Here is a 26,622-nt window from a genome sequence, read left to right as displayed (position 1 = left end):
CTCCCTCACTCGCCCGGCTCCTCGCCCGCGAGCTTCGCGAGCAGGAAGCGCTTCAGGCGCAGCATCGCCTGCGAGTGGAGCTGGGAGACGCGCGACTCGGTGAGCCCGAGCACGCCGCCCACTTCCTTCATGGTGAGGTCCTCGTTGTAGTAGAGCGACACGACGAGCTTCTCGCGCTCCGGGAGCTTGCCGATCGCGTCGGCGACCAGGTGCACGCGCTCCTGCGAGAGCAACGCGCGCAGCGGGTCGGCGTCGGCCTCCTCGTCCTCCTGATCCTGCGAGAGCCGCTCCTCCCCGCTGCCGAACCCCAGATCCTCGAGCGAGAAGAGCGTCATCTCGCCGACCTTGGCGAGCAGATCCTGGTAGTCCGTGAGCGACATCTCGAGCTCGCGCGCGATCTCTTCTTCGCTCGGCGGCCGTCCGAGCCGGCCCTCGAGCTCGTGCGACACCTTCTCGATGAGCGCGGCCTTCTGGCGCACGCTGCGCGGCACCCAGTCGAGCGAGCGGAGGTGGTCCAGGATGGCGCCGCGGATGCGGAACTGCGCGTACGTGGAGAAGAGCGCCTCCTTCTTCGGATCGTACTTCTCGATCGCGTCGAGGAGGCCGACGATGCCCCACGACACGAGATCGTCGATCTCGATGTGGGGCGGCTTGCGGATCGCGAGGCGCTGCACGACGCGGCGGACCAGCGGCAGGTACCGCCGCATGATCTCGTCGCGCTCGCCCTCGAGCGGCGCGTACGTCGTGCGGCGGCGGCCACGCCCCCGGCCGAGATCGGCGTAGCCCGTTCCCGCCACGCGCTACGCCCTCCCCTCCGCGAGCAGCTTGCGGAAGAAGAACTGCAGTCCGCCGGTCGCCGCGCCGCGCGGATCGCGATTGCGCAGCCGATCGGCGAGCGCGGCGATCGCGCGCGCGGCCGGCGTTCCCGGCGCGGAGATCGCGATCGGCGCCTGCGTGCGCACGGCGCGCGGCACGGCGTCGTCGAGCGGCACCCAGCCCACGTAGTCGAGGCGGACCGGCAGGAACTGCGCCGCGACGCGCGCCAGGCGCGCGAAGGCCTCGTCGGCGTCGCGCGCGCTCGCCGCCATGTTGACGACCACCGGGAACTCGGTGCGTCCCCAGCGCGTCGCCAGCACCTTCACGAGCGCGTACGCGTCCGTCATGGCCGTCGGCTCGGGCGTGACGACCACCAGCGTCTCGCTCGCGGTCGCCGCGAAGTAGAGGACGTTCGACGAGATGCCCGCGGCGACGTCGATCAGCAGCACGTCGAGCGTGTCCTCGAGCGCGTCGACCTCGTCGAGCACGGCGAGCCGCTGGGCCGGCGTCAACGCGGTGAGCTCGGCGACGCCGCTCGCCGCCGGCACGAGCCGCACGCCGGCGGGGCCGAGCGCGATGACGTCGGCGAGACGGTGCTCGCCGCGCAGGACGTGCAGGAGCGTGTGCTCGGGCGTGACGCCGTAGACCACGTCGATGTTGGCGAGCCCGAGGTCCGCGTCGAGCACCAGCACGCGATCGCCGCGCTGCGCGTACGTGACGGCGAGGTTGGCGGTGATGTTGGTTTTTCCGACACCCCCCTTGCCGCTCGCCACGGCGATGACGCGCACGGGGGCACTGCTCGGCGCGGCCCCGATCGGGGGCGCGGTGTCGGGGATCGGGCTACTCATGGTGCGTCTCACGCAGCGAGCAGGCGGCGTGCCAGCCCACCGCGCCCCGTGGGCACGAGCGAGTCGGTCAGCCGACGGCCACTCGAGACGGCGGTAACGACGACTCCGTGTCCCGAGATCTGACTCGCGACCGCGTCCGCCGGCGCGAGGTCCGCCTTCGTGACGATGCTCGCCGTCGGCGCGAGCACGGCGAACGCATCGAGCGTGGCCGCGACCACCGCCGGCGCCGTCGTCGCCGCGACGACGAGGGTGCGGCGGCTCTGCGCGCCCACGACCTCGGCCAACGCCGCGAGCTCGGCAAGGGTTGCCGCGTGGGCGAGTCCTGCCCCGGTCGTGTCGACCACCACGCGATCCAGGTCCGCGAAGGTCGCGAGCGCGGCGGCGAGCCCGCGCGTGTCCACGACGCGCGCGACCGGCACGTCGAGCGCGCGGCCGATGGCGTCGATCTCCGCCGCGGCGCCGAGCCGGTGCGTGTCGGTGGAGACGACGCCGATGCGCGCACCCCCACGCCGCGCCGCGAGCGCGAGCTTGCCGAGCACGGTCGTCTTGCCGTCGCCGGGAAGGCCGACGAGCAGCTCGACGCGCGGATCGTCGAGCGCGCGCCGCGGCTCGGGCGGCGCCGCCGCCTCGATCTCGACCGTGCCGTCGGCATGGGTCCGCGTCGCCACGAGCACCGCGTCGGGACCGCAGGCGGCCTTCACGAGGGCCAGTGCCGCGGCGGTCGACGCCGCGCGGAAGCGCTCAGGCGTCATCGAGCGCCACCACGCCGAGCGAGCGCACCCGCACGGTGTGCGCGATCTCCGCCGGCGCCATCACGACGAGCGTCGGCAGGTAGCGCTCGAGGAAGCGGCGCACCGACGGCCGCAGCGTCGCGCCGCACAGCAGGATCGGCGTCAGACCGTCGGTCGCGAAGCGCTCCATCCACGCGCCGAGGCGTCCGACCAGGCGCTGCGCGGTCGACGGGTCGACGACCAGCGAAGCCCCGTCCTCGGTGCGCTGGATGGAGTCGACGAGCCCGCGCTCGAGCGGCGCCGCCAGCGTGACGAGGGCCAGCGTGCCATCGGGGCCGACCAGCTTCTGCGTGATCGAGCGCCCCAGCGCCTGCCGCGCGTACTCCGTGAGCGCGTCCGGATCCTTCGTGCGCCCCGCGTGATCGGCGACCGCTTCGAGGATCGTCGCGAGGTCCCGGATCGACACGCCCTCGCGCAGGAGGTTCTGCAGCACCTTCTGGACGCCGCCGACCGGGAGGAGCTGCGGGACCAGCTCCTCGACCACCTTCGGGCGCGTCTTCGCGACCTGGTCGAGGAGCCCCTGCACCTCCTGCCGTCCGAGCAGCTCCCAGGCGTGGCGCCGGATCACTTCCGTCAGATGCGTGATGACGACCGTGCCGGGATCGACGACCGTGTAGCCGGCGAGCTGCGCCCGCTCGCGGTCCTGCGATGCCACCCAGAGCGCGTCGAGCCCGAAGGCGGGCTCGCGCGTCGCGACGCCCGTGACCGGCGTCTCGACCGTGCCCGGGTTGATCGCGAGCAGGCTCCCCATGCGGAGCTCGCCGCGCGCGACCTCGATCCCCTTCACCAGGATGCTGTACGCCGACGGCTTCAGCTGCAGGTTGTCGCGGATGTGGATGGGCGGAACGATGAACCCCATCTCGAGCGCGAGCTGACGGCGCGTCGTGCGGATGCGCTCGATGAGATCGCCGCCGCCGTCCGGCACGTGCCCGGTGACGGCGTCGACGAGCGGCACGAGCTCGAAGCCGACCTCGAGCTCCATGAGGTCGAGCGCGAGGAGCGCCTCCGGGCGATCCTCGGCCGACGTGGCGGCGCCGCCGCGCGCGCCCTCGGGCTCGGCCGGCGCGGACGGCGCGACCCCGCCCGCCGCCGCGAGCGCGCCGGTGGTGCCGGCGAGCGCGACGAACGGCAGGAACGGCAGGCCCGGGACGAGCGACAGGAAGCCGAGAATGCCGGTCACGAGCCACAGGACGCGCGGGCTCGTCAGGAGCTGCCCGGCGACCTCGGTCCCGAGGTCCGACCCCGAGGCAGCACGGGTCACGATGATGCCGGCCGCCGTCGAGATGAGGAGCGCCGGGAGCTGCGAGACGAGCCCGTCGCCGATCGTCAGCACCGTGTAGCTCTGCGCCGCCGTCTGCCAGTCGACGCCGTGCTGGCCGACGCCGATCACGAAGCCGCCCACGATGTTGATCGCGGTGATGACGAGCCCCGCGATCGCGTCGCCGCGGACGAACTTCGAGGCGCCGTCCATCGCGCCGTAGAAGTCGGCCTCGGCCTCGATCGTCCGGCGCCGCGCGCGGGCGTCCTTCTCGGTGATGAGGCCGCTGTTGAGGTCGGCGTCGATCGCGAGCTGCTTGCCGGGCATCGCGTCCAACGTGAAGCGCGCCGCCACCTCGGCGATGCGTCCCGCGCCCTTGGTGATGACGGCGAAGTTGATGATGACGAGGATCAGGAAGACGACGATCCCGACCGCGTAGGAGCCGCCGACGACGAAGTTCCCGAAGGCCTGGATCACGTGCCCGGCCGCGGCGGGTCCCTCGTGACCGTAGAGCAGGATCATGCGGGTCGAGGCGACGTTGAGCGCGAGCCGGAAGAGCGTCACGACCAGCAGCACCGACGGGAAGGTCGAGAACTCGAGCGGCTGCTGCGTGTACATCCCGACCATGAGGATGATGAGCGCGATCGAGATCGAGACGGCGAGCAGGAGGTCCAGCAGCACCGCCGGTAGCGGGATGACCATGATGAGGACGACGGAGACGAGCGCGAGCGGGACCACGAGCTCGCCCAAGGCGACGCTCCGTCCCTTCGGGGCCGGCAACGTGGCGGCGGTCGTGGCCATGGCCTACCGGACCTCCCCGGGAACCCCGCCGCGCAGCGAGTAGATGTAGGCGAGGATCTCGGCCACGGCGCGGTAGAGCGTCGGCGGGATCTCGGCGCCGATCTGGACCGTGCGGAAGAGCGCGCGCGCGAGCGCGCGGCGCTCGACGATCGGCACGCCCGCCGCCCGCGCGGCCGCCTTGATCTTCTCGCACAGCTCGTCGGCGCCCTTGGCGACCACTCGCGGCGCCCGCATCTCGTCCGGCCGGTAGCGCACCGCCACCGCCACGTGGACCGGGTTCACCAACACGACGTCGGCGCGCGCCACCTCGGCCAGCATGCGGCGCTTGGCGATCTCTCGATGTGCCCGGCGGAAACGCAGCCGCACCTGCGGATCGCCCTCGCTCTGCTTCAGCTCCTCGCGGAGCTCGTAGCGGCTCATCTTGAGCGTCTGCTCGTGCCGCCAGCGCGCCCAGGCGTAGTCGGCGGCGCCGACGACCGCCAGCACGGCGGCCATGACGAGGCCCAGGCGCTGGAGGCCGGTCCCGGCAAGCCCCATGATCGCTTCGACGGGCATGAGCGCCGCGCTGAGCGCGCCGTCGCTGAAGGTCACGACCACGCGGTGCGCGATCGCGAGCACGAGGACGATCTTCACGATCGCCTTCACGAGGCTCGCCACGCCCTGCAGGGAGAAGATGCGCTTGCGCCCGCTCTCGAATCCGATCCGCTTGGGATCGGGCGCGACCAGCTCGGGATTCACGTGCCATCCCACCTGCGCGATGACGGCGCCGATGCCGACCACCGAGACGGCGAGGAAGAACGGACCCAGAACGCCGGCGAGCTCGCCGGTCGCGCGCCACAGGAGCGGTCCGACCGGATCGTCGTGCGCGGCGGCCGGTCCCACGGCCGCGAGCCAGTTCGCCAGCATCGTGCGCGCGTGGCGGAGCAGGACCGGGGCGCCCCAGGTCGCGACACCCAGCGCGGCGAAGAGCGCCGCCACGGGCGCGATCTCGGAGGAGACGACGACCTGCCCGTGCTTGCGCGCCTCCTCGCGTCGTTTCGGTGTCGCTTTCTCCGTGCGATCGGCGCCTTCAGCCATGGGCCAGCGCCCCCAGTCCCTGGACGAGCGTCGCGAGGACGCCGGCCAGATCGTCGAAGCGACCGGCGAGGAACCGCACCGTGAGCGGCAGCGACGCGCCGAGCACGAGGAGCCCGACGCCGACGTTCACGGGAAAGCCGACCGCGAAGACGTTCAGCTGCGGGATGGTGCGTGCGAGGACGCCGAGCGTGCCGTTCACGAGCAGCAGCGTCACCAGCACCGGGGCCGCGATCCGCACGCCGACGGCGAAGAGGCTCGCCGCCTGCGCGATCATGCCTTCGAGAAGGGCGCCCGAGACGACGACGTGTCCAACCGGAGCCACCCGGAAGCTCTCGATCAGCGCACGCAACACGACGTGGTGCACGTCGAGCACGAGGAACACGAGCAGCGCCGCGAGCTGCTGCCACTGCGCGACGACCGTGGTCGACGCCTGGGAGCCCGGATCGATGAGGCTCGCGATGCCGAACCCGACCTGCAGGCCCGCCACCTGCCCGCCGAGCTGGACGCCGGCGAACACGAGCTGGGCCACGAAGCCGATCAGCACGCCGATCGCTGCCTCCATGGCGACGAGCCCGGCGAGCCCCCACGGCACGGACGCCTCGACGCCCGGTCCGCCGACGGCCGGTGCCAGCGCCAGCGCGAGGACGCCGACGAATCCCGCTCGCACCCGCATCGGCACGAGCAGGTGCCCGAAGATCGGTGCCGCCAGGACGAGCCCCGATAGGCGCGCCACGACCAGCAGGAACGGGACGGGATCCGGAATGGCCATACGGGGACGTCAGCGCACGTAGTTGGGAAGGCTCTGGAAGAGGACGGTCGTGTAGTTGACGAGCCGCGTGAGCATCCACGGCCCGAAGATGAGCAGGGCCAGCACGCTCGCGGCGATCTTCGGAATGAACGTGAGCGTGATCTCGTTGATCTGCGTCATCGCCTGGAAGATGCTGACCGCGAGCCCGGCCAGGAGACCGAACAGCAGCACGGGGCCCGCCAGCACGAGCGTCAGCTCGAGCGCGCCGCGGCCGACTCCCATCACCGTCTCGATCCCCATCGGTCCTCCGCCTCAGTGGAAGCTCTGCACGAGCGAGCCCACGAGCACGTTCCAGCCGTCCACGAGCACGAAGAGCATCAGCTTGAAGGGCAGCGAGATCAGGACGGGCGGCAGCATCATCATGCCCATCGAGGTCAGGACCGACGCCACCACCATGTCGAGCACGAGGAACGGCACGTAGACGAGGAAGCCCATCTCGAAGGCGGTCTTCAGCTCCGAGATGAGGAACGCCGGCACGAGCGCCTGCGGCGCCACGTCCTCGGGCGCAGCCGGACGCGCGGCGCCCGTCGCCTCGACGAACAGCGCGAGGTCCTTCTCGCGGGTCTGCCGCAGCATGAACTGCCGCAGCGGCTCGTACGCGCGCCGCGCGGCCTCGGCCGCGTCGATCTCCTCGCGCTGGTACGGCACGTAGGCGTCGGTGTGGATCGTCTCGAAGACGGGCATCATGACGAAGCCCGTGACGAACAGGGCCAGCGACACGATCACCTGGTTCGGCGGCATGCCCTGCGTCCCCACCGCCTGGCGCAGGAACGAGAGCACGATCACGATCCGCACGAAGCCGGTGACCGTCACCAGGATCGCCGGCGCGAGCGAGAGCAGCGTCAGCAGCGCGACGACCTGCAGCGGCCCCGCGACCTGTTCGCCCCCGATCTGGAGGGACACGGCGGGCATCAGGCCCCCGGTTGCTCCGGTGCGGGCTCGGCGTGCCCGAGGCGCGCGACCAGCGAGACCTGCTCGCCCGCGACTCCGAGCAGGAGCCGCTCGCCGTCGACCTCGACCAGCGTGAGGAATCGCTTGCCGCCGAGGTAGCGGTTCGTGACGACGCGGATGGCGTCGGCGCCGGGCGCGCCCGCGCGCCGCATCCACAGCCCCCACACCCCGACGAGCGCGCACACGGTCCCGAAGACCGTGACGAGAGCGCTCGTCATCCGAGCCCCGCGATCCGCTCGGTCCGCGACACGATGTCCGTCAGGCGGAGACCGAACTTGTCGTTCACCATGACGGCCTCGCCGCGCGCCACGAGCTTGCCGTTGACGAGCACGTCGAGCGGCTCGCCCGCGAGCTTCGCGAGCTCGACCACCGATCCCGCCGTCAGCGCCAGCAGCTCGCGCAGCGGCAGCCGCGTGCGGCCCAGCTCGACCGTCACCTCGAGCGGGATGTCGAGCAGGAGGTCGAAGTTGCGCGTCGTCTGCTCGCTCGCGCTCACCGTCGCCGTCTCTTCGGTCATCGTCGTCTCCTCGCCTTCGCTAGATCCGCGCCGTCACGCGCACGGCGTTGTTCCCGTTCACGACCCCCGGCGCGCCCACGAAGTGCGGCGCGCCCGCGACCCGCATCACGACCGGTCCGTCGCGCCCCGTCGTGAGCGACAACACGTCGCCGACGGCGAGCGAGACGAGCCGTGAGAGGGCCATGCGCTGCGTGCCGAGGTCGACCGTGACGTCGACCGGCACGTCCGCGAGCCGGTCGCGCAGCCGCGCCGCCCAGGACGCGTCCGGCGCCGGGCTCGCGCCGTCGTCGACCGCGCGCACCGTCTGGAGGCTCGCGCGGATGGCGTCGAGCGACGCATTCGGGAGCGCCACGACGAGCGTCGCCGGCGCGAGGCCGTCGACCGCGACCGCCAGCTCGACCTGCACCACGAGCTCGTCGGGCGCGGCGATGGTCGCGAAGAGGGGGCTCGATTCGATCCGCACGTAGCCGCACTCGACCGACGCGACCGGCTCGAACGCCGCGTGCAGCTCGGCCAGCACGCGCTGCGCGAGCCGCTCGATCAGGCGCTGCTCGATCGCCGAGAACTCGCGCACCGGCATGGCGACCGCCCGGCCCGCGGTCCCGCCGCACGCCACCTGCAGGAGCGCGCCCACGAGCGACGCCGGCACCGCGAGCAGGCCGTGCCCGCGCAGCGGCGTCAGGCGAAAGCGGACGAGCCCGACCGGCTGCTCGAGCTTCCCGAGGACGCGCTCGAAGCGCACGAGATCGGTCGCCGTCACGGTCACGCCGGGGACGTCGCCGAAGAAGGTGGCGAGCGCGCCGCGCACGCCGCGCGCGAACCGGCCGAGCACGAGCTCGAGTCCCGGCAGGCGTCCCGCGAGGGGGCGCTCCGAGCTCATGAGGTCGATCGTGCGCACGCTGCCGATCGGCTCGTGGCGCTCGCCCGGACCCTCGCTCGAGAACGCGGCGAGCAGCGCTTCGACCTCGGCCGGCGTCAGGATGTCGCTCATGCGCAGCGGCCTACTGGACGATGAATTCGGTGAAGTAGACGGCCTTCACGGCGTCCTGGTTGAGGACGGTGTTGAGACGGTTCACGATCTCCTCGCGCAGGACCGCCTTGCCCTGCGGCGTGCGCACCTCCGCGAAGTTCTTGCTCGAGAAGAGCGTCAGCAGCATGTCGCGCGCCTGCGGCAGCCGGCCGTGGAACTCGGGCGGCACGATGCTGTCGTAGAACTCGACCTGGATCGTGGCCTTCAGGTAGCGGTGCCCGTCGTCGTCGGAGAGGTTCGCGATGAACGGGTCCATCGGCTCGAGCGCGCCGTCACCGGCCATCCGGCGGGCTCCGCCGCGTGCCGGGTCGATCGCCGCGTCGGCGCGCTGCCCGACGTTGGCGAGGCCGAGCCGCCAGGCGGCGGCGCCGATCCCGCCCAGGGCGAGCGCGAGCGCGCAGCCGAGCGCGATGGCGTGCATGATGCCGCCCCGCTGCTTCGCCGGCGCCGTGTCCTGCGCCTTGTCCTCGTCCGCCATGGCTCCTCCCCAACCCCCTGCGACGCCCGACACGTCGGGCCTGACGCTGGAGCAACGGGAGTGCCAGCAGGAAGATCCTGCAGGGCCCGGCGAAAATCGCCGGGCCCCGGGTCAAGGTTCTGTCATCCGCCCCGCCGGGCGGAGGGGATTCGTGACTTTACCGTACGACGTTGAGCAGATCGGTGAGCGCTTGGTCGCTGGTGGTGATGACCTTGGCGTTCGCCTGGAAGGCGCGCTGCGTGCTGATGAGGTCGATGAACTGCTGCGCCAGGTCGACGTTCGAGTTCTCGAGCGCGCCGCCGACGATGGAGCCGTTGCCCGCCGCCTCGGCGACGCCGAGCACGACCGGTCCCGAGCTGATCGACTCGCGATAGATCTGGTTGCCGGTCGGCGTGAGACCCTCGGGGTTCTCGAAGGAGCCGATCGCGAGCTGGTAGAGCGCACGCGTCTGCCCGTTGTCGAAGGTGCCGGTGAGGATGCCCTTGCCGTCGACGGTGAGGCCGAGAAGGCCGCCCTTGCCGTAGCCGTCCTGCGTGATGGTCGCGAGCGCCGACGGCGCCGCGTGCTGCGTGAACTGCGAGAGGTCGACGGTGACGGACGAGCCGGCCGCGCCCGACGTCCACGCCGCGAAGGTCGCGGTCTGGGTCGCGCCGCCGGAGACGGTGCCGTTGGTCGGGTCGAAGGTGATCGTGCCGCTGCCGACGCTCGTGATCTGGCCGGCCGTGCCGCCCTGCACGTCGGCGCCGTCGACCGCGAGGTTGACGCTCCAGGTCGTCGGTCCGGTCTTGGTGAAGAAGCCCGTCACGTTGTGCGAGGCGCCGAGCGCGTCGAACACCTGCACCGAGGCCTGGAAGGTGCTCGTCGCGTACGCGGTCGTGAACGACGTGCCGTCGAACGTCCCGGTCGCTGCGTTGGCGTCGAGGTTGCCGCCGAGGCTGAGCGTCGTGGTCGGATTCGGATTCGACGTGAGGGCGCCGCTGAGGATGATGTCGCCGCGCTGGCCGACCGGATTGCCGGTGGCGTCGACGGGCGTTCCCTGGAGCGCGTCGCCGATCAGGTTCGTCACCGTGCCGTCGGCCTGGAGCTGGAAGTTGCCCGCGCGCGTGTAGGCGAGGCCCTGATCCTGCCGCAGCACGAAGAAGCCCTCGCCCTCGATGGCGATGTCGAGCCCGCGGCCGGTCGCCTCGATCGAGCCCTGGCCGAAGAGCGTGCGGATGGCGCCGACGCGCGTGCCGAGGCCGATCTTGCCAACCTGGCCGCCCTGCTCCGCCGACAGCAGATCCGCGAACTCGGTGCGGCTCCCCTTGAAGCCGACCGTGCTCACGTTGGCGATGTTGTTGCCGATCACCGAGAGCGCGGCCGACTGGGCCGTGAGCCCGCTGCGGGCGGTCGAGAATGATCCGAAGATGCTCATGCTTCCTCCCTCGTTCCGTTTGTTCGTGCTAGGCGTCGTCGCCGGAGTCGCGCACCGAGCGCACCCGGTCGAACGTCACCGTCTGTCCATTCACCGTGAGCGTGGGCGGGTCGCTCGAGAGGTCCACGCCCTCGACCCGGCCCCGCATGAGGGCGGGCACCGCGACCGGCGTCGCGCCGGCCGTCGCCTGCGAGCTGACGCTCACCGTGTACGTTCCGTCGGCCACGCCCGCGCCGGCGTCCGTCTTGCCGTCGAACGTGAACTCGTGCTCGCCGGCGCTGGTCGGGCCGAGGCTCACCGTGCGCAGCGTCTGGCCCGACCCGTTCGTGATCTTCACCGTGACGTCCGCCACGCCCTGTCCGAGCGTGAACGCGATCGGTGAGGCCGCGCCGCTCTTCACGGCGAGCGTCGAGGCATCGACGTCGACCGTGCGGCCGAGCAGGCCGAGCGCGGTCGTCGCCGTCGTCTGCTTGCTCGTCGCCGCCAGCGTGTCGAGGCGGTCGTTGATGCCGTGGAGCTGCTCCAGGCTCGAGAGCTGCGCCAGCTGCGCCGTCAGCTGCTCGGGCTCCATCGGCGAGAGCGGATCCTGATGCTGGAGCTGTGCGATGAACAGCGTCAGGAACTGCTGCTGGCTGATCTGGTCGTTCGCCGCCGACATCGGCGACGTGGGCGACGACGTGCCAGAGGTCCCGTTCAGGGCGTTCAAGGTCACCGGGTCGATCATGCGCGTAGGCTCAGGCGCCCGGCGGTGGTCACCACCGGGGCGGGTTCGGCCGTCGCGATCGACGGCGGTGAAAGGCGCTCGGAGGCGGGAGCGGCCGGCAGCGCCGGCTGCGGCTCGCGTCCGGGCGCGTGCTGCGGGTCGTGATGCTGTCCGAGGCCGACGGTGAAGCCTTCGAGGCGGAGGTTCGCGCGGCCGAGCGCCGCTTCGAGCGAGGGCCGATTCGTGACCAGCGCCTCGCGCGCGTCGCCGTGGCTGGCGAGCAGGTCCGCGTGGACGCCGTGGTCGCGCACCGCGACCCGCACGTCGATCGGCCCGAGCTTCTCGTGCTCGACCTGCAGGCGCATCGCGCCGTCGTCGTGCATGCGTGCCGGCCGGGCCTCGTGCGCGGCGAGCAGGCGATCGACGTCGACCGACGGAGCGGGCGCGGCATCCCGAGCGGGTGGCGCCGGAGCGTGCTCGGGGCGAGGCGCCGCGGGCGCCGCCGTCACGGCCGGCTCGGTGTGCTGAGGCGTTGGACGCTCCAGGGCCGGGGCGTCGACGTCCGCCCTCGCCTCGGCGCGCTCCACACGCCGCGGCGCCATCTCGTGCCCGGATGCCGGGCTCGAAGGGTTCGCCGGGCTCGCCGCGGGCGCCTTGGCCTCGCGAGCGACCTGCTCCTGCGGCTCGCGGCGGCCGCGATCGACGGCGCCCTGCGCCGCCGGCGTCTCCACGACCGCAGACGCAGCCGCTGTGCTCTCGTGCGCCAACGGCTTCGCCGGCGCCCTCGCCGCCGCCGGGCCAGAGGCGGGCTTCTCTTCGGAGTCCGACGACGGGATGCGCGTCGCGGATGCGATCGCGATCGGCGCTTTTGCCGCGATCGGCGCCGCTTCCGTCGCAGGCGCGCTCACGGGCGCCGTGCCGACGACCGTGCCCGGCGTAGCGGCGGCAGCGGGTATCGCCTGCGCGAGGACCGGGCTCGACGGAACGACGGCCGGCTCGGGCGCATCGGGAGCGGATCCGCTCGGCACGACGACCGGAGCATCGTCGACCGGTGCGGGGACTGCATCGACGACGGGCTTCGCCGGCGGCGTGGCGGTCGGCGTCGCGGTCGCACCGAGAATCGCGTCGACGTCCGGCGGCCGAGGCGCGAGCGTCGCGACGTTCGCCGGCGCCGGCGGCACCTCGTCCGTCGATCGCACGGGGGCGGCCGGACGCTTCGCGTCCTCGCCGGGAACGGCCGCCGGAAGGAGCGAGGGCGACTGCGGTCGAGGCAGATCGGCCGATTCGACGGCGGGAGCCGTCGCGATCGGAACGGCGACGACCGGCGTGGCGGCCGCGGCCGCGGCCGCGAGCATCGTCGCAGCGATCGGCTGGCCGTCTTCCTCGGCCGGGCGCGCGACCTCCGGCGCTTCGCCCTCCCCGCTCGTCATCTCCTCGGGAGCCGCGACGTCGCCGTCCGCCGCGACGGGCGGCGCCACGACCTCGGCCGGCCGGCCGAGCAGCGCGACCAGCAGGCTCGTGAAGTCGAAGCCGGGTCCGGCCACGCCGGGGGGCGCGGCGGCGTCCACGCCGATCGCGCCGATCGCGCCGAGCGATGCCGGGACGACGTTCATCCGTGCGACGTCGGGCAGCAAGCGGGGTGCCACCGATTCGGTGACGCAGGCCGCGAGCGCGGCGTGTGCGGCCAGGCACGATCGTCCCAGGTGTAGTCAGAATCTGCCTAGCGTCCGAGCCGGTTCTTGTTCCGCCACTCCTGCACGGCGTTGAAGTCGTCCTCGGCCGGCGAGGCGGCGGGCGCGGCGCCGGCGCGCACCTGCAGGTGGTAGAACTCGATCGAGCGCTCGACCTCGCCGATGATCTGCTCGCGTGGGCGACGCGGCACGCCCGTGGGGCGATCGCGGACGAGATCGCGCTGGTAGGTCGTGTAGAGGTAGCCCGCCCACGCCACCAGCTGCGCGCGAGGACATCGTTCCCATCGACCGTATGCCGTCGTCGCGCTGCAACGCGCGTATTTCGTCTGCCGCGCCAGCTTGGCTGGCCGCGGCATGCCGGTCGCGCGTGCCACGAACGCGACACACTCGCGTCCTACCCCGAGCCAAGACGGAGTCTTGGCTCGGCCTCCTAGTGGCTCGTGGACTCCGCGGCCGGCTTGTCCGCCGGCGGCGGCGACGGCGGCACCGCGGCGAGCGTCGGGCCGGCGAGCGCCTTCGTCACCGCCACGGCGCGATCGCGGTTCATGGCGGCGAGCAGCGCACCCACCTGCCGCTCGCGAATGCGGCCGAGCAGCATCCGTAGCGTCGCGTCGTCGAGACGATCCAGGATCGGCGCCGCGTCCTCGGCGCGCATGCTCTCGTAGACCTTGGCGATGGCGAGGCCGGTGCCTGGGCCGCCCGTGATGCCGAGCGTCTTCGCGACGCCTTCGAGACGCGCGACCTCGGCGGCGGCGGCGCGCTTGAGCGCACCGAGGCTCGCCTCGCGCGCCTTCAAGTCCGCCTCGCGGCGGGCGAGGTCGTCGGCCTGCGCGTGCACGGTCGTGAGGAGATCGCGGAACCCGCGTGCGGCCTCCTCGCACGGGCCGCCCTCCGGCTCGGCGGTCGCAGGCGGACGCGGCGCCTCCGCCGCGGCGACGGCGCTGCGCTGCAGGAGCGTGCCCAGGCCCACGAGCTTGGCCGCAACGCTCATCGCCACGACCACCGCCAGGATCCGCATCGTCCTCATGACTCCCTCCCGTGCTGCCGCACCGCGAGCTCGTCCAGGTGCACGGCATCCGCCCGCCGGGCCGCCTCGTCGATCCGCGCAGCGACCCGCCGGCCGAGCCGCGCGAGCTGCTCCTCGTCGCGACGACGGCGCAGGACGACGTCGCGCGCCGCGTCGGCGGCGATCACGGCCTGGGCGCGCTCGGTCGCGAGCCGCTCGGCGCGCCGCGCCAGCGCGTCGGCGTAGGCCCAGCCGAGCGCGACGGCGGCGCCGGTCCCGACGCCGCCGGCATCGGCGCGGGCCGCGTCCTCGGCCTCGCGCGCGGAGTCGATCTCCGTCTCGATCCGCACCACCGTCGCGGCGCGCTGCGCGAGCTCCTGGCTCGCCTGCTCGCGCAGACGGGTACGCAGTCGATGCAACCGCTCGAGACGCCGGTGTGCGATCATCGTCTACCTCGCCAGCGCCGCCAGGGCAGCCGCCGAGTCGCTCAGCGACGCGGGCTCGTCGAGCGGCTGGCGCATGAACTGGGTCACGGCCGGGATGCGCGCCACGGCGTCGTCGATCACGGGGCTCGCGCCGCGGGTGTAGGCGCCGATCTGGATCAGGTCCTCCGCGTCGCGGTAGGTCGCCAGCCAGCTCCGCACGCGCTGCGCCGCCGTCTGCTGGAGGGTGTCGGTCACGTCCAACATGACGCGCGAGATGCTGGCCAGCACGTCGATCGCCGGAAACAGGCCGTCGGCCGCGAGTCGTCGCGAGAGGACGACGTGGCCGTCCAGGATCGCGCGCGCGGTGTCGGCGACGGGCTCGTTCATGTCGTCGCCCTCGACGAGCACGGTGTAGAGCCCCGTGATGCTGCCCTTCCGGCTCCGCCCGGCCCGCTCGAGCAGCCGCGGCATGACCGTGAACACCGACGGCGTGTAGCCGCGCGCCGAGGGCGGCTCGCCGATCGAGAGGCCGATCTCGCGCTGCGCCATCGCGACGCGCGTGAGCGAATCCATGAGCAGGAGCACGTCGAGGCCCTGGTCGCGGAAGTACTCCGCGATGGTGGTCGCGAGAAACGCGCCGCGCATGCGGACGAGCGCCGGCTGGTCGGACGTCGCGGCGACCACGACCGAGCGCGCGAGCCCGTCGGGCCCGAGGTCGCGCTCGAGGAAGTGGCGCACCTCGCGCCCGCGCTCGCCGACCATCGCGATCACGTTCACCTGGGCGCGCGTGTAGCGCGCCATCATGCCGAGCAGCGCGCTCTTGCCGACCCCCGAGCCGGCGAAGATCCCGAGCCGCTGGCCACGCCCGCAGGTGAGGAGCGCGTTCACCGCGCGCACGCCGAGGTCGAGCGGCTCCGTGATGGGCTCGCGCTCGAGCGGATTCATGGGCACGCCGTAGAGTGGGTAGCGCACCGCCGGCGCGACCGGGCCACGACCGTCGAGCGGCGCGCCGAGCCCGTCGAGGACGCGCCCGAGGAGCCCCTCCCCCACCGCCACCGTCGGCTGGGTGCGCGCCAGGCGCACGCGGTTCCCCGGTCCCACGCCGGCGAGCGGTCCGAGCGGCATCAAGAGCGCGCGGCGATCGCGGAAGCCGACCACCTCGGCCGCAATCGATGCGCCCGCGGTCGTGATCTCGCACAGGGCGCCCACGGGCGCCGCCGGTCCGGTCGCCTCGACGACGAGGCCGACGACGTCGGTCACGCGCCCGCCCGGACGCCGCGGCTCGGTGTCCGCGAGGGCATCGAAGGCGGGGGCGAAATCGAGATCGAGCGTGCTCGCCATGCGATCCTCAGCGCGTACCGAGCGCGTCGGCAATGGTCGCGAGCTGCACGTCGATGCCGCACTCGACGTCGCCGGTGCGGCCCTCGACGCGGCACGCGCCGTCGGCGAGCGTCGCGTCCTCCACGATCACGACCTCACCGGCGCCGTCGCCCGCGAGGAGCGCGGGCGCCTGCGCGCGCAGCAGCGCCGCCAGACGCGGCGCCACGCGCACGGTCACCTGCTCGCGATCGACCAAGTCGCGAACGCCCGCGGCGACGATCGCGCTCCAGCGCTCCGGGCGCGCCTCGATCTCGTCGCCCACGACCTTGCGCGCCGCGGCCATCGCGAGCTCGACCAGCGTCTGCGTGTAGCGCGTGCGCAGCTCGTCGCGCCACGCCCGAATCGCGCCGACGGCGGCCTCGACGTCGCGCGCGAGCGTCACCCGCTCCGCCTCCGCCTCGGCGCGTCCCTGCGCGCGTCCCGCCTCGAACGCGTCGGCGACCGGATCGGGCGCGGGCGCGGCGACCTCCGCCTCGGCGCCGGCCTGCGGATCGCCGGGCGTGCCGAGCGGGCGGAACGGCTCCGCCGCGTGCGTACCGCCGAGCGGAACGAAGCCCGCGGCGCCGTCGTCACACGAGGGCATCGTCCCCGGAAACGCCGAGTCGGAGCTTCTGCTCCTCGGCGAGCCGCCGCGCGGCGAGCACGATGCTCGCCTGCGCCCGCTCCACGTCCTTCAAGCGCACGGGGCCCATGGTCGCGTGGTCCTCGAGCATGATCTCGCGCGCTCGCGCCGACATGTTGGAGAGGATCCTCTCCTGCATCGCCGGGCTCGCGGTCTTCATCGCCAGCAGCAGGTCGTCGCGACCGATCTCCTTCAGGAGCGTCTGCATGCCGCGGTTGTCCAGGCGGTGCAGATCCTCGAACGTGAGCATCAGGCTGCGGATCGTCTCGGCCACGTCGGGCGCCTGCTCGTCGAGGCTGCCGAGGATGCGTTCCTCGACCGGCCGCCCGACCAGGTTCATGATGTCGGCCGCGAGCTTCGCGCCGCCGGTCGACACGCCCGGCTGGGCCGCGGCCCCGAGGCGCTCGACCTGCCCGGCGATCGCCGTGCCGACGTCGGTCAGCACCTCTTCGGGCACGGCCTTCAGCTCGGCGATGCGGTAGAGCACGTCGGCCTGGATCGCGTCGGGCAGGCGCGTGACCACCTCGGCCGCCTGCGGCGCTCCCAGGTTCGCCACCACGAGCGCCATCACCTGCGGATGCTCCTCGAGCAGCACCTTGGCGATCACCTCGGCGGGAACGCCCTCGAGGCGCGACGCGATCGAGGGCGCCGACGGCTCGGCGCTGCGCGCGAGCTGGCGCATCGCCTGCTGCTCGTGTCCGACGCGCGAGGCGGCGACGGTCGCGATCAGGCGCCGCACGAAGTCCTCGCCGTCGACGAGATAGCCTTCGCGCGACGAGAGCCAGCGCCACGCTTCCTCGTGCACCTGCGCGGCGTGCAGGCGCGGGATCGTCCGCACGCGCGCCATCGCCTGCGAGAGCTGCCGCACTTCGCTTTCGGAGAGGTGCTTGAAGATGCCCGTCGCGGCGTCCGAGCCGAGCGTCAGCAGGAGGATCGCCGCCTTCTCGAGGCCGCTGTGCGACGGCGGCGGCAGCGGGCGCGGTGTCACGGGCTCGGCCATGGACGAACGCTCCCCCTCACGCCGTCCGCTGGCCGTGCTCGACCAGCCACTGGCGCACGAGCTGCGCGGCGCGTTCCGGATTCTGCTGACTCAACGCGACGTTCTCGCGGGCGATCTCGGAGACCGCCGCCTCGCGATCGAGGAAGAGGCCGCCCAGGCGCGGCAGCGCCCGCGACGTCCCGAGGTTCTGCACCAGCGGACGCACACCGAAGATGAGCACACCCAGCACGAGCGCGATGCCGAGGCCGCGCGCGATGAGCGACGGCGCCCACTCGGCGGCGGTGGAGAGGATGCCCTCGCCTGCCGTGAGGTCCGGCGCCTGGAAGGCCGCGCTCGTGACCTCGATGCGATCGCCGCGCGCGTCGGAGAGCCCGACCGCACTGGCGACGAGCGTCTTCAGCTTGTCGAGCTCCTCGTCCGAGCGGGGCACGAACACCCGCTGGCCGTTCTCCTCCTTGTAGGTGCCGTCGACCAGCACGGCGACCGAGAGCTGCTTCACCGTTCCGATGGGACCGACCGTGCGCGAGACCGTCTTCGAGACCTCGTAGCTCTGCGTCTCGTCGCGACGCTCGGTGCGCGGGCCCGTGTCCTCCGCGGACGCGGCGTACGGATCGTTGGTCAGGTTCGAGGCCGTGCCGGGGGCACCCTGCGCGAGCTTGCCGCCGGTCGTCTCCTCGCGCGTCAGGTGCTGCTGGCGCACGGCCGTCTTGTCGGGGTCGTAGCTCTCCTCGGTGCGCTCGGTGCGCGAGAAGTCGACGGTCGCCGCGACCCGGGCGATCACCTTGCCCGATCCCACGACGGTGCCGAGCATGCTCTCGATGCGCTCCTCTGTCGCGCGCTCGATGCCCCGCTGATATTCGATCGCGGTCCCCGACGCGGTCGTCGCGTCGTCGCCGCGGTGCTCGGGCGTGAGCATCCGGCCCGCCTCGTCGACCACGGTCACGGCGTCGGGCGCCATCCCCTGCACGCTCGACGCGATCAGGTGCACGATGCCGTCGATCTGCGCCCGCGACAGGGCCCGGCCCGGCAGGAGCTTCACCACCACCGACGCCGACGGCCGGCGGTCCTGCGACACGAAGAGCGAGCGCTCCGGGATGGCCAGGTGGACGCGCGCCGCCTCGACGCCCCCCAGCTGCGCGATCGTCCGGCCGAGCTCGCCCTGGAGCGCGCGCTGGTAGTTCAGGTGCTGCAGGAAGTCGGTCTGGCCGAGCGACTGCTTGTCGAAGATCTCGAAGCCGACGCCGCCGCCCTCCGGCAGACCGCGGCTCGCGAGCGAGAGCCGGAGCTCGTAGAGACGGTCGGCGGGCACGAGGATGGCGTGGCCTCCGTCGTCGAGCTCGTAGGCGACCTTCTCGGCGCGCAGCGTCTCGACGATCGCCGACGCGTCCTCGGGCGAGAGGTTCGTGAAGAGCGGCCGGTAGAGCGGCCGCTGCACCCACCACGCGACGCCCAGCACGAGCGCCATGGAGCCGACGCCGACCGCGACGATCGCGATGCGCCGCGCCGGCGGCTGGCTCGAGAAGAACGCCTGGAGGTTCGCCCACAGCTGCTGGAGTCGTGCGTTCATGATGGCGCCTCAGCCCTCACACCTGCATGCGGAGGACTTCCTGGTAGGCCTCCACGATCTTGTTGCGGACCTGCATCATCAGGCGGAAAGACAGGTCGGCCTTCTCGAGCGCGATCATCGTGTCGTGCAGCGACGTCGGCCCGCCCGTGGCGAGGTCGGTGATCGCCTGGTCGGCGCTGCGCTGGAGGTGATTCACCTGCGCGAGCGAGTCCTTGAGGACGCCGCCGAACGACGGACCCTCGGTGCTCGCGGGCTGCGATGCGGCGCCCGGGGCCCCGGGGCCCGTGATGATCCCCGGAACGACGCGTGTGATGTCGGTGGTGATCGCCATCGGCCACCTAGCCCGAGATCGAGAGCGCCGACTCGGCCATCCGCTTGGTCGCGTTCACGACCTGCACGTTGGCTTCGTAGGCCCGCGTCGCGGCCATCAGGTCCACCATCTCGAGCACCGGGTTCACGTTCGGATAGGCGACGTAGCCCTCGGGGTTCGCATCGGGATGCCCGGGATCGAAGACGAGGCGCGGCGGCGTCGGGTCGTCCACGACGTTCGTCACCTCGACGCCCTGGCGCGTGGGATCGGCGCCGAGCGCGGCGATCGTGTCGCCGAAGTCGCTGCCGGTCCCGATCGGCTCGGTCGTGAACACGACGTGCCGGCGCCGGTAGGGGCCGCCCTCGGGCGTGCGCGTGGTGTTCGCGTTGGCGAGGTTCGAGGCGACCACGTCGAGCCGCATGCGCTCGGCGCGCAGCGCGCTCGCCGCGATGGCGAAGGTGGGAGAGAGGATGTCCATCAACGGCCTCCGTCGATCGCGAGCCGCATGAGCGCGATCTTCTTGCCGGCGATCCGTGCGAGCGCGAGGAAGCGTCCCGCGTTGTCGGAGAGCTTCGCCATCTGCAGATCCAGGTCGACCGTGTTGCCGTCGGCCCGTGCCGGCGCGGTCGCGTCCTCGACGACGGTCGCGGGCGTCGCGGGCTCCGCCTGCGCCGACTGCTCGAACGCGCGCGTCAGCGCGGAGCGGAAGTCGACCTCCTGGGCGCGGAAGCGCGGCGTCTCGACGTTGGCCAGGTTCGTCGCCAGCACCTCGTGGCGTCGCTGGTGGACGTCGAGCGCGCGGGCGAGGCCTTCGAGGACCGGATCGCTGATTGGAGACGGCATATGTTTCCCTCGGTGTCGCAAGTTCCATTCCCGCCGTACGGCCGAGTCGCGGCCGCGGGGCGGACGACGGGTCAACTCTCTGACGCCAGTGCCAGCTCGAGCTCGCCGCGGCTGCGGTACTCGGCGAGCTTGTTGCGCAGCGTGCGGATGCTGATGCCCAGCATGCGCGCCGCCTGCGTGCGGTTGTTCTTGGTGCGCTTCAGGGTCTCGACGATGAGACGCCGCTCCATCTCGCGGACGGTGAGGCCGGCCAGCGTCCCGAGCGCGAGGCGGGGCGTGCCGCCGTCGCGGTCCTCCAGGTCGGCGGCCGTGATGACGCCGCTTTGCGCGAGGAGGCTTGCCCGTTCGAGCGCATGCTCGAGCTCGCGGACGTTTCCGGGCCAGCGGCGGCTCCGCAGCGCCTCGCGCGCGCTCGCGTCGAGCGCCCGGACGGTGCCGTTCGCGTAGCGCTGCAGGAAGTGTTCGGCGAGGAGCTCCACGTCGCCGGTCCGCTCGCGCAGCGGCGGCACGACGAAGGGCAGCACGTTCAGCCGGTAGAAGAGGTCCTCGCGGAAGCGTCCGGCGTCGACCAGGTCGCGCAGCCGGCGGTTGGTGGTCGCCACCACGCGCACGTCGACGGGGACCGGGCTCGAGCCGCCCACGCGGTCCACCTCGTACTCCTGCAGGACGCGGAGGAGCTTCGCCTGCAGCCCGAGCTCCATCTCGCTCACCTCGTCGAGCAGGATGGTGCCGCCGCTCGCGAGCTCGAACTTGCCGATCTTGCGCATGAGCGCGCCGGTGAAGGCGCCGCGCTCGTGGCCGAACAGCTCGCTCTCGAGGAGGTCGCGCGGCAGCGCCGCGCAGTTGACGGCGACGAAGGGCTTGCCCCGCCGCACGCCGCGCTCGTGCAGATGGCGCGCGAGGAGCTCCTTGCCGGTGCCGCTCTCGCCCTGGATCAGCGCGGGCGCCCGGCTCGACGCCACCGTGTCGGCGATCTCGAGCAGGCGGAGCATCCCGGGATCGCGCGTCACGATCGGACGGCGCGCGGCCGCGAGCGTGTCCGTGCGCCCGCGGCGTACCGGCCCCGCCGCCGCGCGCTCGAGGGCGCGCGTCGCCAGGTGCAGCAGGTCGCCCGGCGAGAACGGCTTCGGGAGGAAGTCGAGCGCGCCCAGCTTCATGGCCGCCACCGCGTCCTCGATCGTGCCGTGGGCCGTGATGACGATGGCGGGTACGTCGAGGCCGGTCGTGCGCAGCTCGCGCAGGAGCTCCGTACCCGATAGCCCTGGCAGGCGGAGATCGGTCACCACGAGATCGGCGCCCTCGGCCTGCAGGTGCGCGAGCGCGTCCTCCGCCGTCGCGGCCAGGTCCACCTGGAACCCGCCTCGTCGCAGCACCTCGGCGAGCCCGGCACGCATGCCCGGCTCGTCGTCCACGACCACGATCCTCCGTCCCTCCATCGTCGCCTCTCCCTCGTGTCGTTCCCGCTCACGCCGCCTGCAGGACGATCGTGAATGCGGCGCCCCCACCGGCCCCGTCCGCCAGCGTCACCTCGCCGCCGAGCGCGGTCACCAGCTCGCGCACGACCGTCAGCCCGAGTCCCGTGCCCTTCGCGCGCGTCGTGAAGAACGGCGTGAAGATGCTCGCACGCACCTCGGCGGGGATCCCCGGCCCGCTGTCCGCGATCGTCACGGCAACGCCGCCGCCGTCGCGCGCGACCGTCGCGGTGAGCGTGCCGCCCGCCGGCATCGCCTGGACGGCGTTACGGACGAGGTTCAGGAGCGCCGGCCGCAGGAGCGCCGCGTCGCCCCGTGCCGTCACCTCCGCCGCGGGCAGATCGCGCACGACCGTGATGCCGCCCGCCTCGATCAGATCGCTCGCGTAGCGCAGCGCGTCCTCGACCGCCGCACGACACTCGACGCGCGCGTCGCCGCGTTCCACCGTGCGCCGCGTGCGCGTGAACTCGAGCAGGTTCGTCACCAGGTGGTTCAGGTCGGCGATACCGGCCGCCACCTGCCGGGCGAGGCGTTGTGGCTCGGGCTGTTCCTGCAGATCCTGCAGGAGCAGCCCCGTGAAGAGCTCCATCGCGCCGAGCGGATTGCGCACCTCGTGCGCCAGCATGGCCGCCATCTCGCCCATCGCGGCGAGGCGGCTCTGGCGCAGCGCCGTCGCCTCGAGCGCCCGCTCGCGCTCGAGGCTGGCGGCGAGGCGCCGATTCTTCTCCTCGAGCTCGGCCGTGAGCAGGGTCACGCGGCGTCGCAGGGCCGCGTACTCGCGCTCGAGCCGGCGCGTGGCCGCAGTGAAGGTCTCGAACGCCTGCGTGAGCGTACCGACGTCGAGGACCTGCGTCGCGGGCTCGACGCCCAGGGTGGCGGGCTCAGCGAGCATTCGCTTCCTCGGTGACCGGGGCGCTCGCGAGCGTCCCGCCGAACGGCCGCGTCGTCGCGAGCAGCGCCACCCCTTGCTTCACGACCGGATCGTCGAGCAGCCCGAGCGCGTCGACGGCTTCGGGAACGGCATGCTCGCTGGCCGCCGACGCCGACACCAGCCCCGCCGTCGCGGTCGTGCGCTGCACCCGATCGGTCGCGATCGAGCGCGCGCGCTCGTAAGCCGCGCGCGCCGTCTCCCAGCTCTCGTGTGCCGCGGCGGCGTCGCCGCGCGTGATCCAGGCCGCCGCGAGCGCCTGCGCGACGAGCGGATCGCCGGTGTCGTCGACCTCGCCGGTCGCCCGCTCGAGATCGCCGTCGAGGATCGCCACGCGCACGCCGACGCTCGCCCGGCGCGTCGCCAGCTCGGTCGCGAGGTCCCGATCGGCCACGCGCGCGAGCGCCTCGTGTGCGACCACCGGCTCATTCGCCGCGACGGCCGCCTCGGCGATCGTGAGCGCCAGCAGCGGATCGTCGTCGCTCTCTCGCAGGCGCAGGAGGCGCAGCGCCGCCACCGGCAGCCCCACCCGTCCGAGCGCGTCGGCGACGATGAGCGTCGTGCCGACCTGTGCCCGTGTGTCGATCGCCGTGCGATGGGCCGCATAGACGGTCGCGATCCCGACCACGTCGCCGGCTTCGGCGAGCCGGGCGAGCCAGCGCGCGAGGATCGCGTCGGCGCGCGCGTCGAACCGCATCGAGCCGCCGTCGGCATCGGCGGTGCGCCCGAGCCGGGCGAGCGCCGCCTCGAAGCGACCCGCGTCGGCGAGCGTCTCCGCGATCTGCTCCACGATCCCGGCGCGGCTCGCGGGCGTCTGCGCCGTCGCCGCGAGGTGCTCGAGCGACTCGACGGCGCGATCGGGCGCGACCAGGCCGTCGAGCCGCGCCAGGTGCGCCTGGGCAATCGACCGCAGCGCCGTCGAGACCCGCAGGCCGAGCACGCGATCGAGCGCGCGGCGCGCGCCCTCGGTGTCGCCGTCGTCGTGCGCCAGCTCGGCCGCCCGGACGAGGAGGCGCGCCTGCTCGTCGGCGGTGAGCGCCTGACTCTCCTGCGCGAGCAGCGCGCGCGCGTCGGCGCGCCGGCCCAGGGCGAGCAGCGAGTCCGCCCGTCCCTCGATCACCGAGGCGAGCGCGCCCAGGCGCGGGCAGTCGCGCGCCACCTGCTCGTCGAGCGGCGCCGCCTCGTCGTGCGCGCCGCTGGCGCGGGCGAGCGCCGCACGCTCGGCGAGCGCGTCGCACGCGATCTCGACCGGCGGATGATCGCCGAGCGGCGCCAGCGCGGCGCGCGCCTCGTCGAAGCGACGTCGGGCGCGCAGCGCCGAGGCGCGCCCCACCGCCGCCACCGCGGCGTAGGGACTGTCCCGATGCTCGCGCACGACGCGCGTGAACGCGAGCTCCGCCTCGGGCGCGAGGCCGATGCCGAGGTTCGCGAAGCCAAGCATCACGAGCGCACGCGGCGCGTCCGGAAAGGCGGGCGCGACGCGCAGGGCGCGCTCGTATGCCTGCGGCCCGGCGAGCGGCTCGTCCTGCCCCAGCAGGGTGCGCAGATACGTCACGTCGGCGGCGAGATAGAGTGTCGCCGGCGTCCCGTACGCGGCGGGGGCCGGGAGCGCCGGCGTTCCCTGCCGCCAGGCCTTCAGCGCCAGACGTTCGGGCGCCGCGCTCTGGTCGGCGTAGTACGGTGCGTCGAGGTTCGGCCACGCGAAGCGCGCGCCACGCTCGATCGTGAGGCCGAGGTCCGCCGTCGCGGGCGCGTCGTCCTGCGGCGGCGCCGCCACCTCCTGCGTCCGGAGCTCCGGCGCGGGCGCCGGATCGACCGGCTCGGCGTCGTCGGGTCCCGGGTGCTCGACCTGCGCGGGCGGCGCGGGCGGCGCCGGCGACGCTTCGGATGCGGCCGGATCCTCGACGAGCGTCATGTTGGCGAGCCGTGGCTCGGCGGCCTCCGGCGCGGCCTTGGCGACGACCGGCATCGCCTCACCCGGTCGGAGCTGAACGGTGATCGTCCGGTCGTTCACGCGCAGCCGGTGTCCGGCCGGCGCGGTGAGCTCGATCACGAAGCGCGTCCCATGGGACGGCGTCTTCACGAGTCGCACGCGGCGAACGAGACCCTGCCCCACGAGCGGCGTCGTCCGCCCCGGCACCCACGCCGGCACCTCGACCTCGATGCGAGGCGGCGTCTCACGCGTCGGCGGCACCACCGTCACAGTCGGCTTCACGGGTCCCGACGTCTCCACCCGCAGCGCGGGCGGCTCGCGCCAGAGCTGGACGTCCTGGACTTCGATGGGGAGGGACGGGGCCTCACGGCCCCGCCCCGTCACACCACCGTTCGGCGACGGACCATCAACCTCATCTGCGGCTCCAGCCAACCCCACAGCCACAACAACCACCGTGAGCCAGCTCCACCACCACCACACCCGCGTCCGTCGCACGACACGCATGGGGAGCAAGGTGGGTGCCAGGCCGGCAGCCCGTGCCTACGTGGTCTCTTTTGCCGAGGGCGGCCAGCGTCCTGACCGGGCGGGACAAGGGAATGACTTCGCGTGCCCGTGGCGTCGGAGCGCGGGGCGGGTGGCGAGGGCTCCGCTTAGTTCGCCGCGCGGCACGGCCGACGGAACAATCACCGCAAGGGCGGAACGCCGGCGCGGCTCAAGGGCGCTCCGCCCTCGCCACCCGCCCCGCGCACCTTCGCCACCGACGCAGCGATCCTGCGCTCCTCCCACCGGACAAAGAGCGCTGGCGCCCGCGTCTCGACTCCCGGCGGCACGCCTGCGGCCGCGTCGTGTCGGGTAGCGAGTTCGAGCGCGCGAGGCCGAAGGCCAAGGCGTTGCGTCGCGAGGTTGGGGGCAAGGCGGAGGCGCCTGCGTAGCGGCGCGACGAAACGCCCGGCCGTGACGAGGCGAGTGTGTCGTCGCGCGGCGAAGCCGAAGCCGAAGCCTTGCCCCCAACCTCGCGGCACCGACGCCGCAGCCCTACGAAGCCCCCCGAGCCCGCGACTCGAGGATCAGGACGTAGACGGCAGCAAGGACGAGCCCGCCGCCCGCGAGCACGAAGGGCGTCACGCGCTCCCCGAGGATGAGTGCGCCGAGCGCGACGCCGGCCAGCGGCTGCAGGAAGATGAAGCCGGCGAGGTACGACGCGTCCATGCCCCGGAGCGCCGTCGTCCACAGCACGGTCATGAGCGCCGACACGACGAGGCCGAGCGTCACGGCCGCCGCGAGGGCCGGAGCGAGGCGCGGCCACTCCCATACGATCCCCGGCAGCTCGAACGCCGCCAGCGGGGCGAGCAGCGGCAGCGCGACGGCGAGCGACGCCGTCGCGACCGCGATCGGGTCGTAGCGCTCGAGCAGGCTCTTGCCCGCGATCGTGTAGATCGCCCACGCCGCGCCGTGGATCACGAGCAGGAGATCGCCGGTCAGGTGCGGCGCGTAGGCGACGGTGAGGAGCGGGATCCCGTTCGTGACCAGGATCGTCGCCCCCGAGACGCCGAGAGCGAGCGCCACGATGCGCGCTCTCGTGAGAGGTTCCCCCAGAAGAAGGGCGCCCAGCACGACCACGGCCAGCGGCTCGGTACCGATGAGGAGTGCCGCGTTGGTCGCGGTCGAGCGCCGCACGCCGTAGCTCCCGAGCACGAGCGGCAGCGCGTAGCCGAGCGCGCCCATCGCGAGGAGGCGCCGCCGATCGCCGCCGGCGGCACGCAGGAGCGGCCACAGACGCCGGCCCGCGATCGGCACGAGCACCGCCAGTGCCACGACCGTCCGCACGACGATGAGCGTCGTCTCGGTCAGGCCCTCGAGCGCGATCTTGGTGAGGACGTACGACGTGCCCCCGATGAGATTCGCCACGATCGCGATCGCGACCAGACGAGGCGGCGCGGACACGCGGCGAGT

28 protein-coding genes and 1 pseudogene are annotated in these 26,622 nt (G+C 73.1%); all 29 read right to left on the bottom strand.

Annotation, left to right across the window (positions count from 1 at the left end):
- Window positions 1-5: 5 nt before the first annotated feature.
- Window positions 6-797 (bottom strand): FliA/WhiG family RNA polymerase sigma factor, encoded by a 792-nt coding sequence (locus VMS22_17800; protein HXJ35889.1) that lies wholly within the window; start codon window positions 795-797, stop codon window positions 6-8.
- Between the two features lie 3 nt (window positions 798-800).
- The gene (locus VMS22_17795; GenBank protein HXJ35888.1) at window positions 801-1,664 is read right to left on the bottom strand and encodes a MinD/ParA family protein; all 864 of its coding nucleotides are present in this window, start codon (window positions 1,662-1,664) and stop codon (window positions 801-803) included.
- A gap of 8 nt (window positions 1,665-1,672) precedes the next feature.
- Window positions 1,673-2,416, bottom strand: a complete 744-nt coding sequence (locus VMS22_17790; protein ID HXJ35887.1) for a hypothetical protein — start codon at window positions 2,414-2,416, stop codon at window positions 1,673-1,675.
- Window positions 2,406-4,514 (bottom strand): flagellar biosynthesis protein FlhA, encoded by a 2,109-nt coding sequence (gene flhA, locus VMS22_17785; protein ID HXJ35886.1) that lies wholly within the window; start codon window positions 4,512-4,514, stop codon window positions 2,406-2,408. Before flhA ends, VMS22_17790 begins: the two co-directional genes overlap by 11 nt.
- A gap of 3 nt (window positions 4,515-4,517) precedes the next feature.
- Window positions 4,518-5,591, bottom strand: a complete 1,074-nt coding sequence (locus VMS22_17780; GenBank protein ID HXJ35885.1) for an EscU/YscU/HrcU family type III secretion system export apparatus switch protein — start codon at window positions 5,589-5,591, stop codon at window positions 4,518-4,520.
- Window positions 5,584-6,360 carry a flagellar biosynthetic protein FliR gene (gene fliR, locus VMS22_17775; protein ID HXJ35884.1) on the bottom strand — a complete coding sequence of 259 codons (777 nt, stop codon included), beginning with the start codon at window positions 6,358-6,360 and terminating at the stop codon, window positions 5,584-5,586. Before fliR ends, VMS22_17780 begins: the two co-directional genes overlap by 8 nt.
- Before the next feature lie 9 nt (window positions 6,361-6,369).
- Window positions 6,370-6,639: a flagellar biosynthesis protein FliQ gene (gene fliQ, locus VMS22_17770; protein ID HXJ35883.1), complete on the bottom strand. Its 270-nt coding sequence runs from the start codon at window positions 6,637-6,639 to the stop codon at window positions 6,370-6,372.
- Between the two features lie 12 nt (window positions 6,640-6,651).
- Window positions 6,652-7,311, bottom strand: coding sequence for a flagellar type III secretion system pore protein FliP (fliP, locus tag VMS22_17765; protein HXJ35882.1), 660 nt, complete (start codon window positions 7,309-7,311; stop codon window positions 6,652-6,654).
- Entirely contained in the window at window positions 7,311-7,568 is a 258-nt protein-coding gene (locus tag VMS22_17760; GenBank protein HXJ35881.1) for a flagellar biosynthetic protein FliO, read from the bottom strand. Before VMS22_17760 ends, fliP begins: the two co-directional genes overlap by 1 nt.
- Window positions 7,565-7,834: pseudogene (gene fliN, locus VMS22_17755) on the bottom strand (flagellar motor switch protein FliN). The gene VMS22_17760 and the pseudogene fliN overlap by 4 nt, the downstream one beginning before the upstream one ends.
- Before the next feature lie 52 nt (window positions 7,835-7,886).
- The gene (locus VMS22_17750; protein ID HXJ35880.1) at window positions 7,887-8,858 is read right to left on the bottom strand and encodes a FliM/FliN family flagellar motor switch protein; all 972 of its coding nucleotides are present in this window, start codon (window positions 8,856-8,858) and stop codon (window positions 7,887-7,889) included.
- Between the two features lie 10 nt (window positions 8,859-8,868).
- Window positions 8,869-9,375, bottom strand: coding sequence for a flagellar basal body-associated FliL family protein (locus tag VMS22_17745; protein HXJ35879.1), 507 nt, complete (start codon window positions 9,373-9,375; stop codon window positions 8,869-8,871).
- Window positions 9,376-9,532: 157 nt separating this feature from the next.
- Window positions 9,533-10,789 carry a flagellar hook protein FlgE gene (locus VMS22_17740; GenBank protein ID HXJ35878.1) on the bottom strand — a complete coding sequence of 419 codons (1,257 nt, stop codon included), beginning with the start codon at window positions 10,787-10,789 and terminating at the stop codon, window positions 9,533-9,535.
- 28 nt (window positions 10,790-10,817) lie between these two features.
- Window positions 10,818-11,513, bottom strand: a complete 696-nt coding sequence (locus VMS22_17735; GenBank protein HXJ35877.1) for a flagellar hook capping FlgD N-terminal domain-containing protein — start codon at window positions 11,511-11,513, stop codon at window positions 10,818-10,820.
- Window positions 11,510-13,105, bottom strand: coding sequence for a flagellar hook-length control protein FliK (locus tag VMS22_17730; GenBank protein HXJ35876.1), 1,596 nt, complete (start codon window positions 13,103-13,105; stop codon window positions 11,510-11,512). The genes VMS22_17735 and VMS22_17730 overlap by 4 nt, the downstream gene beginning before the upstream one ends.
- Window positions 13,106-13,212: 107 nt before the next feature.
- The gene (locus VMS22_17725; GenBank protein ID HXJ35875.1) at window positions 13,213-13,440 is read right to left on the bottom strand and encodes a hypothetical protein; all 228 of its coding nucleotides are present in this window, start codon (window positions 13,438-13,440) and stop codon (window positions 13,213-13,215) included.
- A gap of 173 nt (window positions 13,441-13,613) precedes the next feature.
- Complete coding sequence (locus tag VMS22_17720) at window positions 13,614-14,210, bottom strand: hypothetical protein (GenBank protein HXJ35874.1); 597 nt, start codon at window positions 14,208-14,210, stop codon at window positions 13,614-13,616.
- The gene (locus VMS22_17715; protein ID HXJ35873.1) at window positions 14,207-14,635 is read right to left on the bottom strand and encodes a hypothetical protein; all 429 of its coding nucleotides are present in this window, start codon (window positions 14,633-14,635) and stop codon (window positions 14,207-14,209) included. The genes VMS22_17720 and VMS22_17715 overlap by 4 nt, the downstream gene beginning before the upstream one ends.
- 3 nt (window positions 14,636-14,638) lie before the next feature.
- Complete coding sequence (locus VMS22_17710; protein ID HXJ35872.1) at window positions 14,639-15,955, bottom strand: FliI/YscN family ATPase; 1,317 nt, start codon at window positions 15,953-15,955, stop codon at window positions 14,639-14,641.
- Window positions 15,956-15,962: 7 nt separating this feature from the next.
- Window positions 15,963-16,577: a FliH/SctL family protein gene (locus tag VMS22_17705; GenBank protein HXJ35871.1), complete on the bottom strand. Its 615-nt coding sequence runs from the start codon at window positions 16,575-16,577 to the stop codon at window positions 15,963-15,965.
- Window positions 16,564-17,616 (bottom strand): flagellar motor switch protein FliG, encoded by a 1,053-nt coding sequence (gene fliG, locus VMS22_17700; protein HXJ35870.1) that lies wholly within the window; start codon window positions 17,614-17,616, stop codon window positions 16,564-16,566. Before fliG ends, VMS22_17705 begins: the two co-directional genes overlap by 14 nt.
- A 16-nt stretch (window positions 17,617-17,632) precedes the next feature.
- Window positions 17,633-19,183: a flagellar basal-body MS-ring/collar protein FliF gene (gene fliF / locus VMS22_17695; protein ID HXJ35869.1), complete on the bottom strand. Its 1,551-nt coding sequence runs from the start codon at window positions 19,181-19,183 to the stop codon at window positions 17,633-17,635.
- 16 nt (window positions 19,184-19,199) lie between these two features.
- A complete protein-coding gene (gene fliE, locus VMS22_17690; GenBank protein HXJ35868.1) occupies window positions 19,200-19,514 on the bottom strand; it encodes a flagellar hook-basal body complex protein FliE in 315 nt (104 codons plus the stop codon).
- 7 nt (window positions 19,515-19,521) lie between these two features.
- Complete coding sequence (gene flgC, locus VMS22_17685; protein HXJ35867.1) at window positions 19,522-19,971, bottom strand: flagellar basal body rod protein FlgC; 450 nt, start codon at window positions 19,969-19,971, stop codon at window positions 19,522-19,524.
- The gene (flgB, locus tag VMS22_17680; protein ID HXJ35866.1) at window positions 19,971-20,336 is read right to left on the bottom strand and encodes a flagellar basal body rod protein FlgB; all 366 of its coding nucleotides are present in this window, start codon (window positions 20,334-20,336) and stop codon (window positions 19,971-19,973) included. Before flgB ends, flgC begins: the two co-directional genes overlap by 1 nt.
- A gap of 71 nt (window positions 20,337-20,407) precedes the next feature.
- Window positions 20,408-21,772: a sigma-54 dependent transcriptional regulator gene (locus VMS22_17675; protein ID HXJ35865.1), complete on the bottom strand. Its 1,365-nt coding sequence runs from the start codon at window positions 21,770-21,772 to the stop codon at window positions 20,408-20,410.
- A 28-nt stretch (window positions 21,773-21,800) separates the two neighbouring features.
- Window positions 21,801-22,700, bottom strand: coding sequence for an ATP-binding protein (locus VMS22_17670; protein HXJ35864.1), 900 nt, complete (start codon window positions 22,698-22,700; stop codon window positions 21,801-21,803).
- Entirely contained in the window at window positions 22,690-24,951 is a 2,262-nt protein-coding gene (locus VMS22_17665; protein ID HXJ35863.1) for a hypothetical protein, read from the bottom strand. The genes VMS22_17670 and VMS22_17665 overlap by 11 nt, the downstream gene beginning before the upstream one ends.
- Before the next feature lie 753 nt (window positions 24,952-25,704).
- Window positions 25,705-26,613, bottom strand: coding sequence for a DMT family transporter (locus VMS22_17660; GenBank protein ID HXJ35862.1), 909 nt, complete (start codon window positions 26,611-26,613; stop codon window positions 25,705-25,707).
- Window positions 26,614-26,622: the final 9 nt, after the last annotated feature.

The organism is Candidatus Eisenbacteria bacterium, assembly GCA_035577985.1.
In the GTDB taxonomy this organism is placed as follows: Bacteria; Desulfobacterota; Binatia; order DP-6; family DP-6; genus DATJZY01.
The sequence above is the reverse complement of the archived record's forward strand: the minus strand, read 5'-3'. Positions and strand labels throughout refer to the sequence as shown.

What these genes read in the sequence shown, in the direction of transcription:
- VMS22_17780 (HXJ35885.1), bottom strand. Translation starts at nt 5,591, where the DNA reads ATGGCTGAAGGCGCCGATCGCACGGAGAAAGCGACACCGAAACGACGC.
- VMS22_17745 (HXJ35879.1), bottom strand. Translation starts at nt 9,375, where the DNA reads ATGGCGGACGAGGACAAGGCGCAGGACACGGCGCCGGCGAAGCAGCGG.
- VMS22_17715 (HXJ35873.1), bottom strand. Translation starts at nt 14,635, where the DNA reads ATGATCGCACACCGGCGTCTCGAGCGGTTGCATCGACTGCGTACCCGT.
- VMS22_17735 (HXJ35877.1), bottom strand. Translation starts at nt 11,513, where the DNA reads ATGATCGACCCGGTGACCTTGAACGCCCTGAACGGGACCTCTGGCACG.
- fliE (HXJ35868.1), bottom strand. Translation starts at nt 19,514, where the DNA reads ATGGCGATCACCACCGACATCACACGCGTCGTTCCGGGGATCATCACG.
- fliG (HXJ35870.1), bottom strand. Translation starts at nt 17,616, where the DNA reads ATGGCCGAGCCCGTGACACCGCGCCCGCTGCCGCCGCCGTCGCACAGC.
- VMS22_17710 (HXJ35872.1), bottom strand. Translation starts at nt 15,955, where the DNA reads ATGGCGAGCACGCTCGATCTCGATTTCGCCCCCGCCTTCGATGCCCTC.
- flgB (HXJ35866.1), bottom strand. Translation starts at nt 20,336, where the DNA reads ATGCCGTCTCCAATCAGCGATCCGGTCCTCGAAGGCCTCGCCCGCGCG.
- fliF (HXJ35869.1), bottom strand. Translation starts at nt 19,183, where the DNA reads ATGAACGCACGACTCCAGCAGCTGTGGGCGAACCTCCAGGCGTTCTTC.
- VMS22_17675 (HXJ35865.1), bottom strand. Translation starts at nt 21,772, where the DNA reads ATGGAGGGACGGAGGATCGTGGTCGTGGACGACGAGCCGGGCATGCGT.
- VMS22_17705 (HXJ35871.1), bottom strand. Translation starts at nt 16,577, where the DNA reads ATGCCCTCGTGTGACGACGGCGCCGCGGGCTTCGTTCCGCTCGGCGGT.
- flgC (HXJ35867.1), bottom strand. Translation starts at nt 19,971, where the DNA reads ATGGACATCCTCTCTCCCACCTTCGCCATCGCGGCGAGCGCGCTGCGC.
- VMS22_17670 (HXJ35864.1), bottom strand. Translation starts at nt 22,700, where the DNA reads ATGCTCGCTGAGCCCGCCACCCTGGGCGTCGAGCCCGCGACGCAGGTC.
- fliP (HXJ35882.1), bottom strand. Translation starts at nt 7,311, where the DNA reads ATGCCCGCCGTGTCCCTCCAGATCGGGGGCGAACAGGTCGCGGGGCCG.
- fliR (HXJ35884.1), bottom strand. Translation starts at nt 6,360, where the DNA reads ATGGCCATTCCGGATCCCGTCCCGTTCCTGCTGGTCGTGGCGCGCCTA.
- VMS22_17760 (HXJ35881.1), bottom strand. Translation starts at nt 7,568, where the DNA reads ATGACGAGCGCTCTCGTCACGGTCTTCGGGACCGTGTGCGCGCTCGTC.
- VMS22_17720 (HXJ35874.1), bottom strand. Translation starts at nt 14,210, where the DNA reads ATGAGGACGATGCGGATCCTGGCGGTGGTCGTGGCGATGAGCGTTGCG.
- VMS22_17740 (HXJ35878.1), bottom strand. Translation starts at nt 10,789, where the DNA reads ATGAGCATCTTCGGATCATTCTCGACCGCCCGCAGCGGGCTCACGGCC.
- VMS22_17750 (HXJ35880.1), bottom strand. Translation starts at nt 8,858, where the DNA reads ATGAGCGACATCCTGACGCCGGCCGAGGTCGAAGCGCTGCTCGCCGCG.
- fliQ (HXJ35883.1), bottom strand. Translation starts at nt 6,639, where the DNA reads ATGGGGATCGAGACGGTGATGGGAGTCGGCCGCGGCGCGCTCGAGCTG.
- VMS22_17790 (HXJ35887.1), bottom strand. Translation starts at nt 2,416, where the DNA reads ATGACGCCTGAGCGCTTCCGCGCGGCGTCGACCGCCGCGGCACTGGCC.
- VMS22_17730 (HXJ35876.1), bottom strand. Translation starts at nt 13,105, where the DNA reads ATGAACGTCGTCCCGGCATCGCTCGGCGCGATCGGCGCGATCGGCGTG.
- VMS22_17795 (HXJ35888.1), bottom strand. Translation starts at nt 1,664, where the DNA reads ATGAGTAGCCCGATCCCCGACACCGCGCCCCCGATCGGGGCCGCGCCG.
- flhA (HXJ35886.1), bottom strand. Translation starts at nt 4,514, where the DNA reads ATGGCCACGACCGCCGCCACGTTGCCGGCCCCGAAGGGACGGAGCGTC.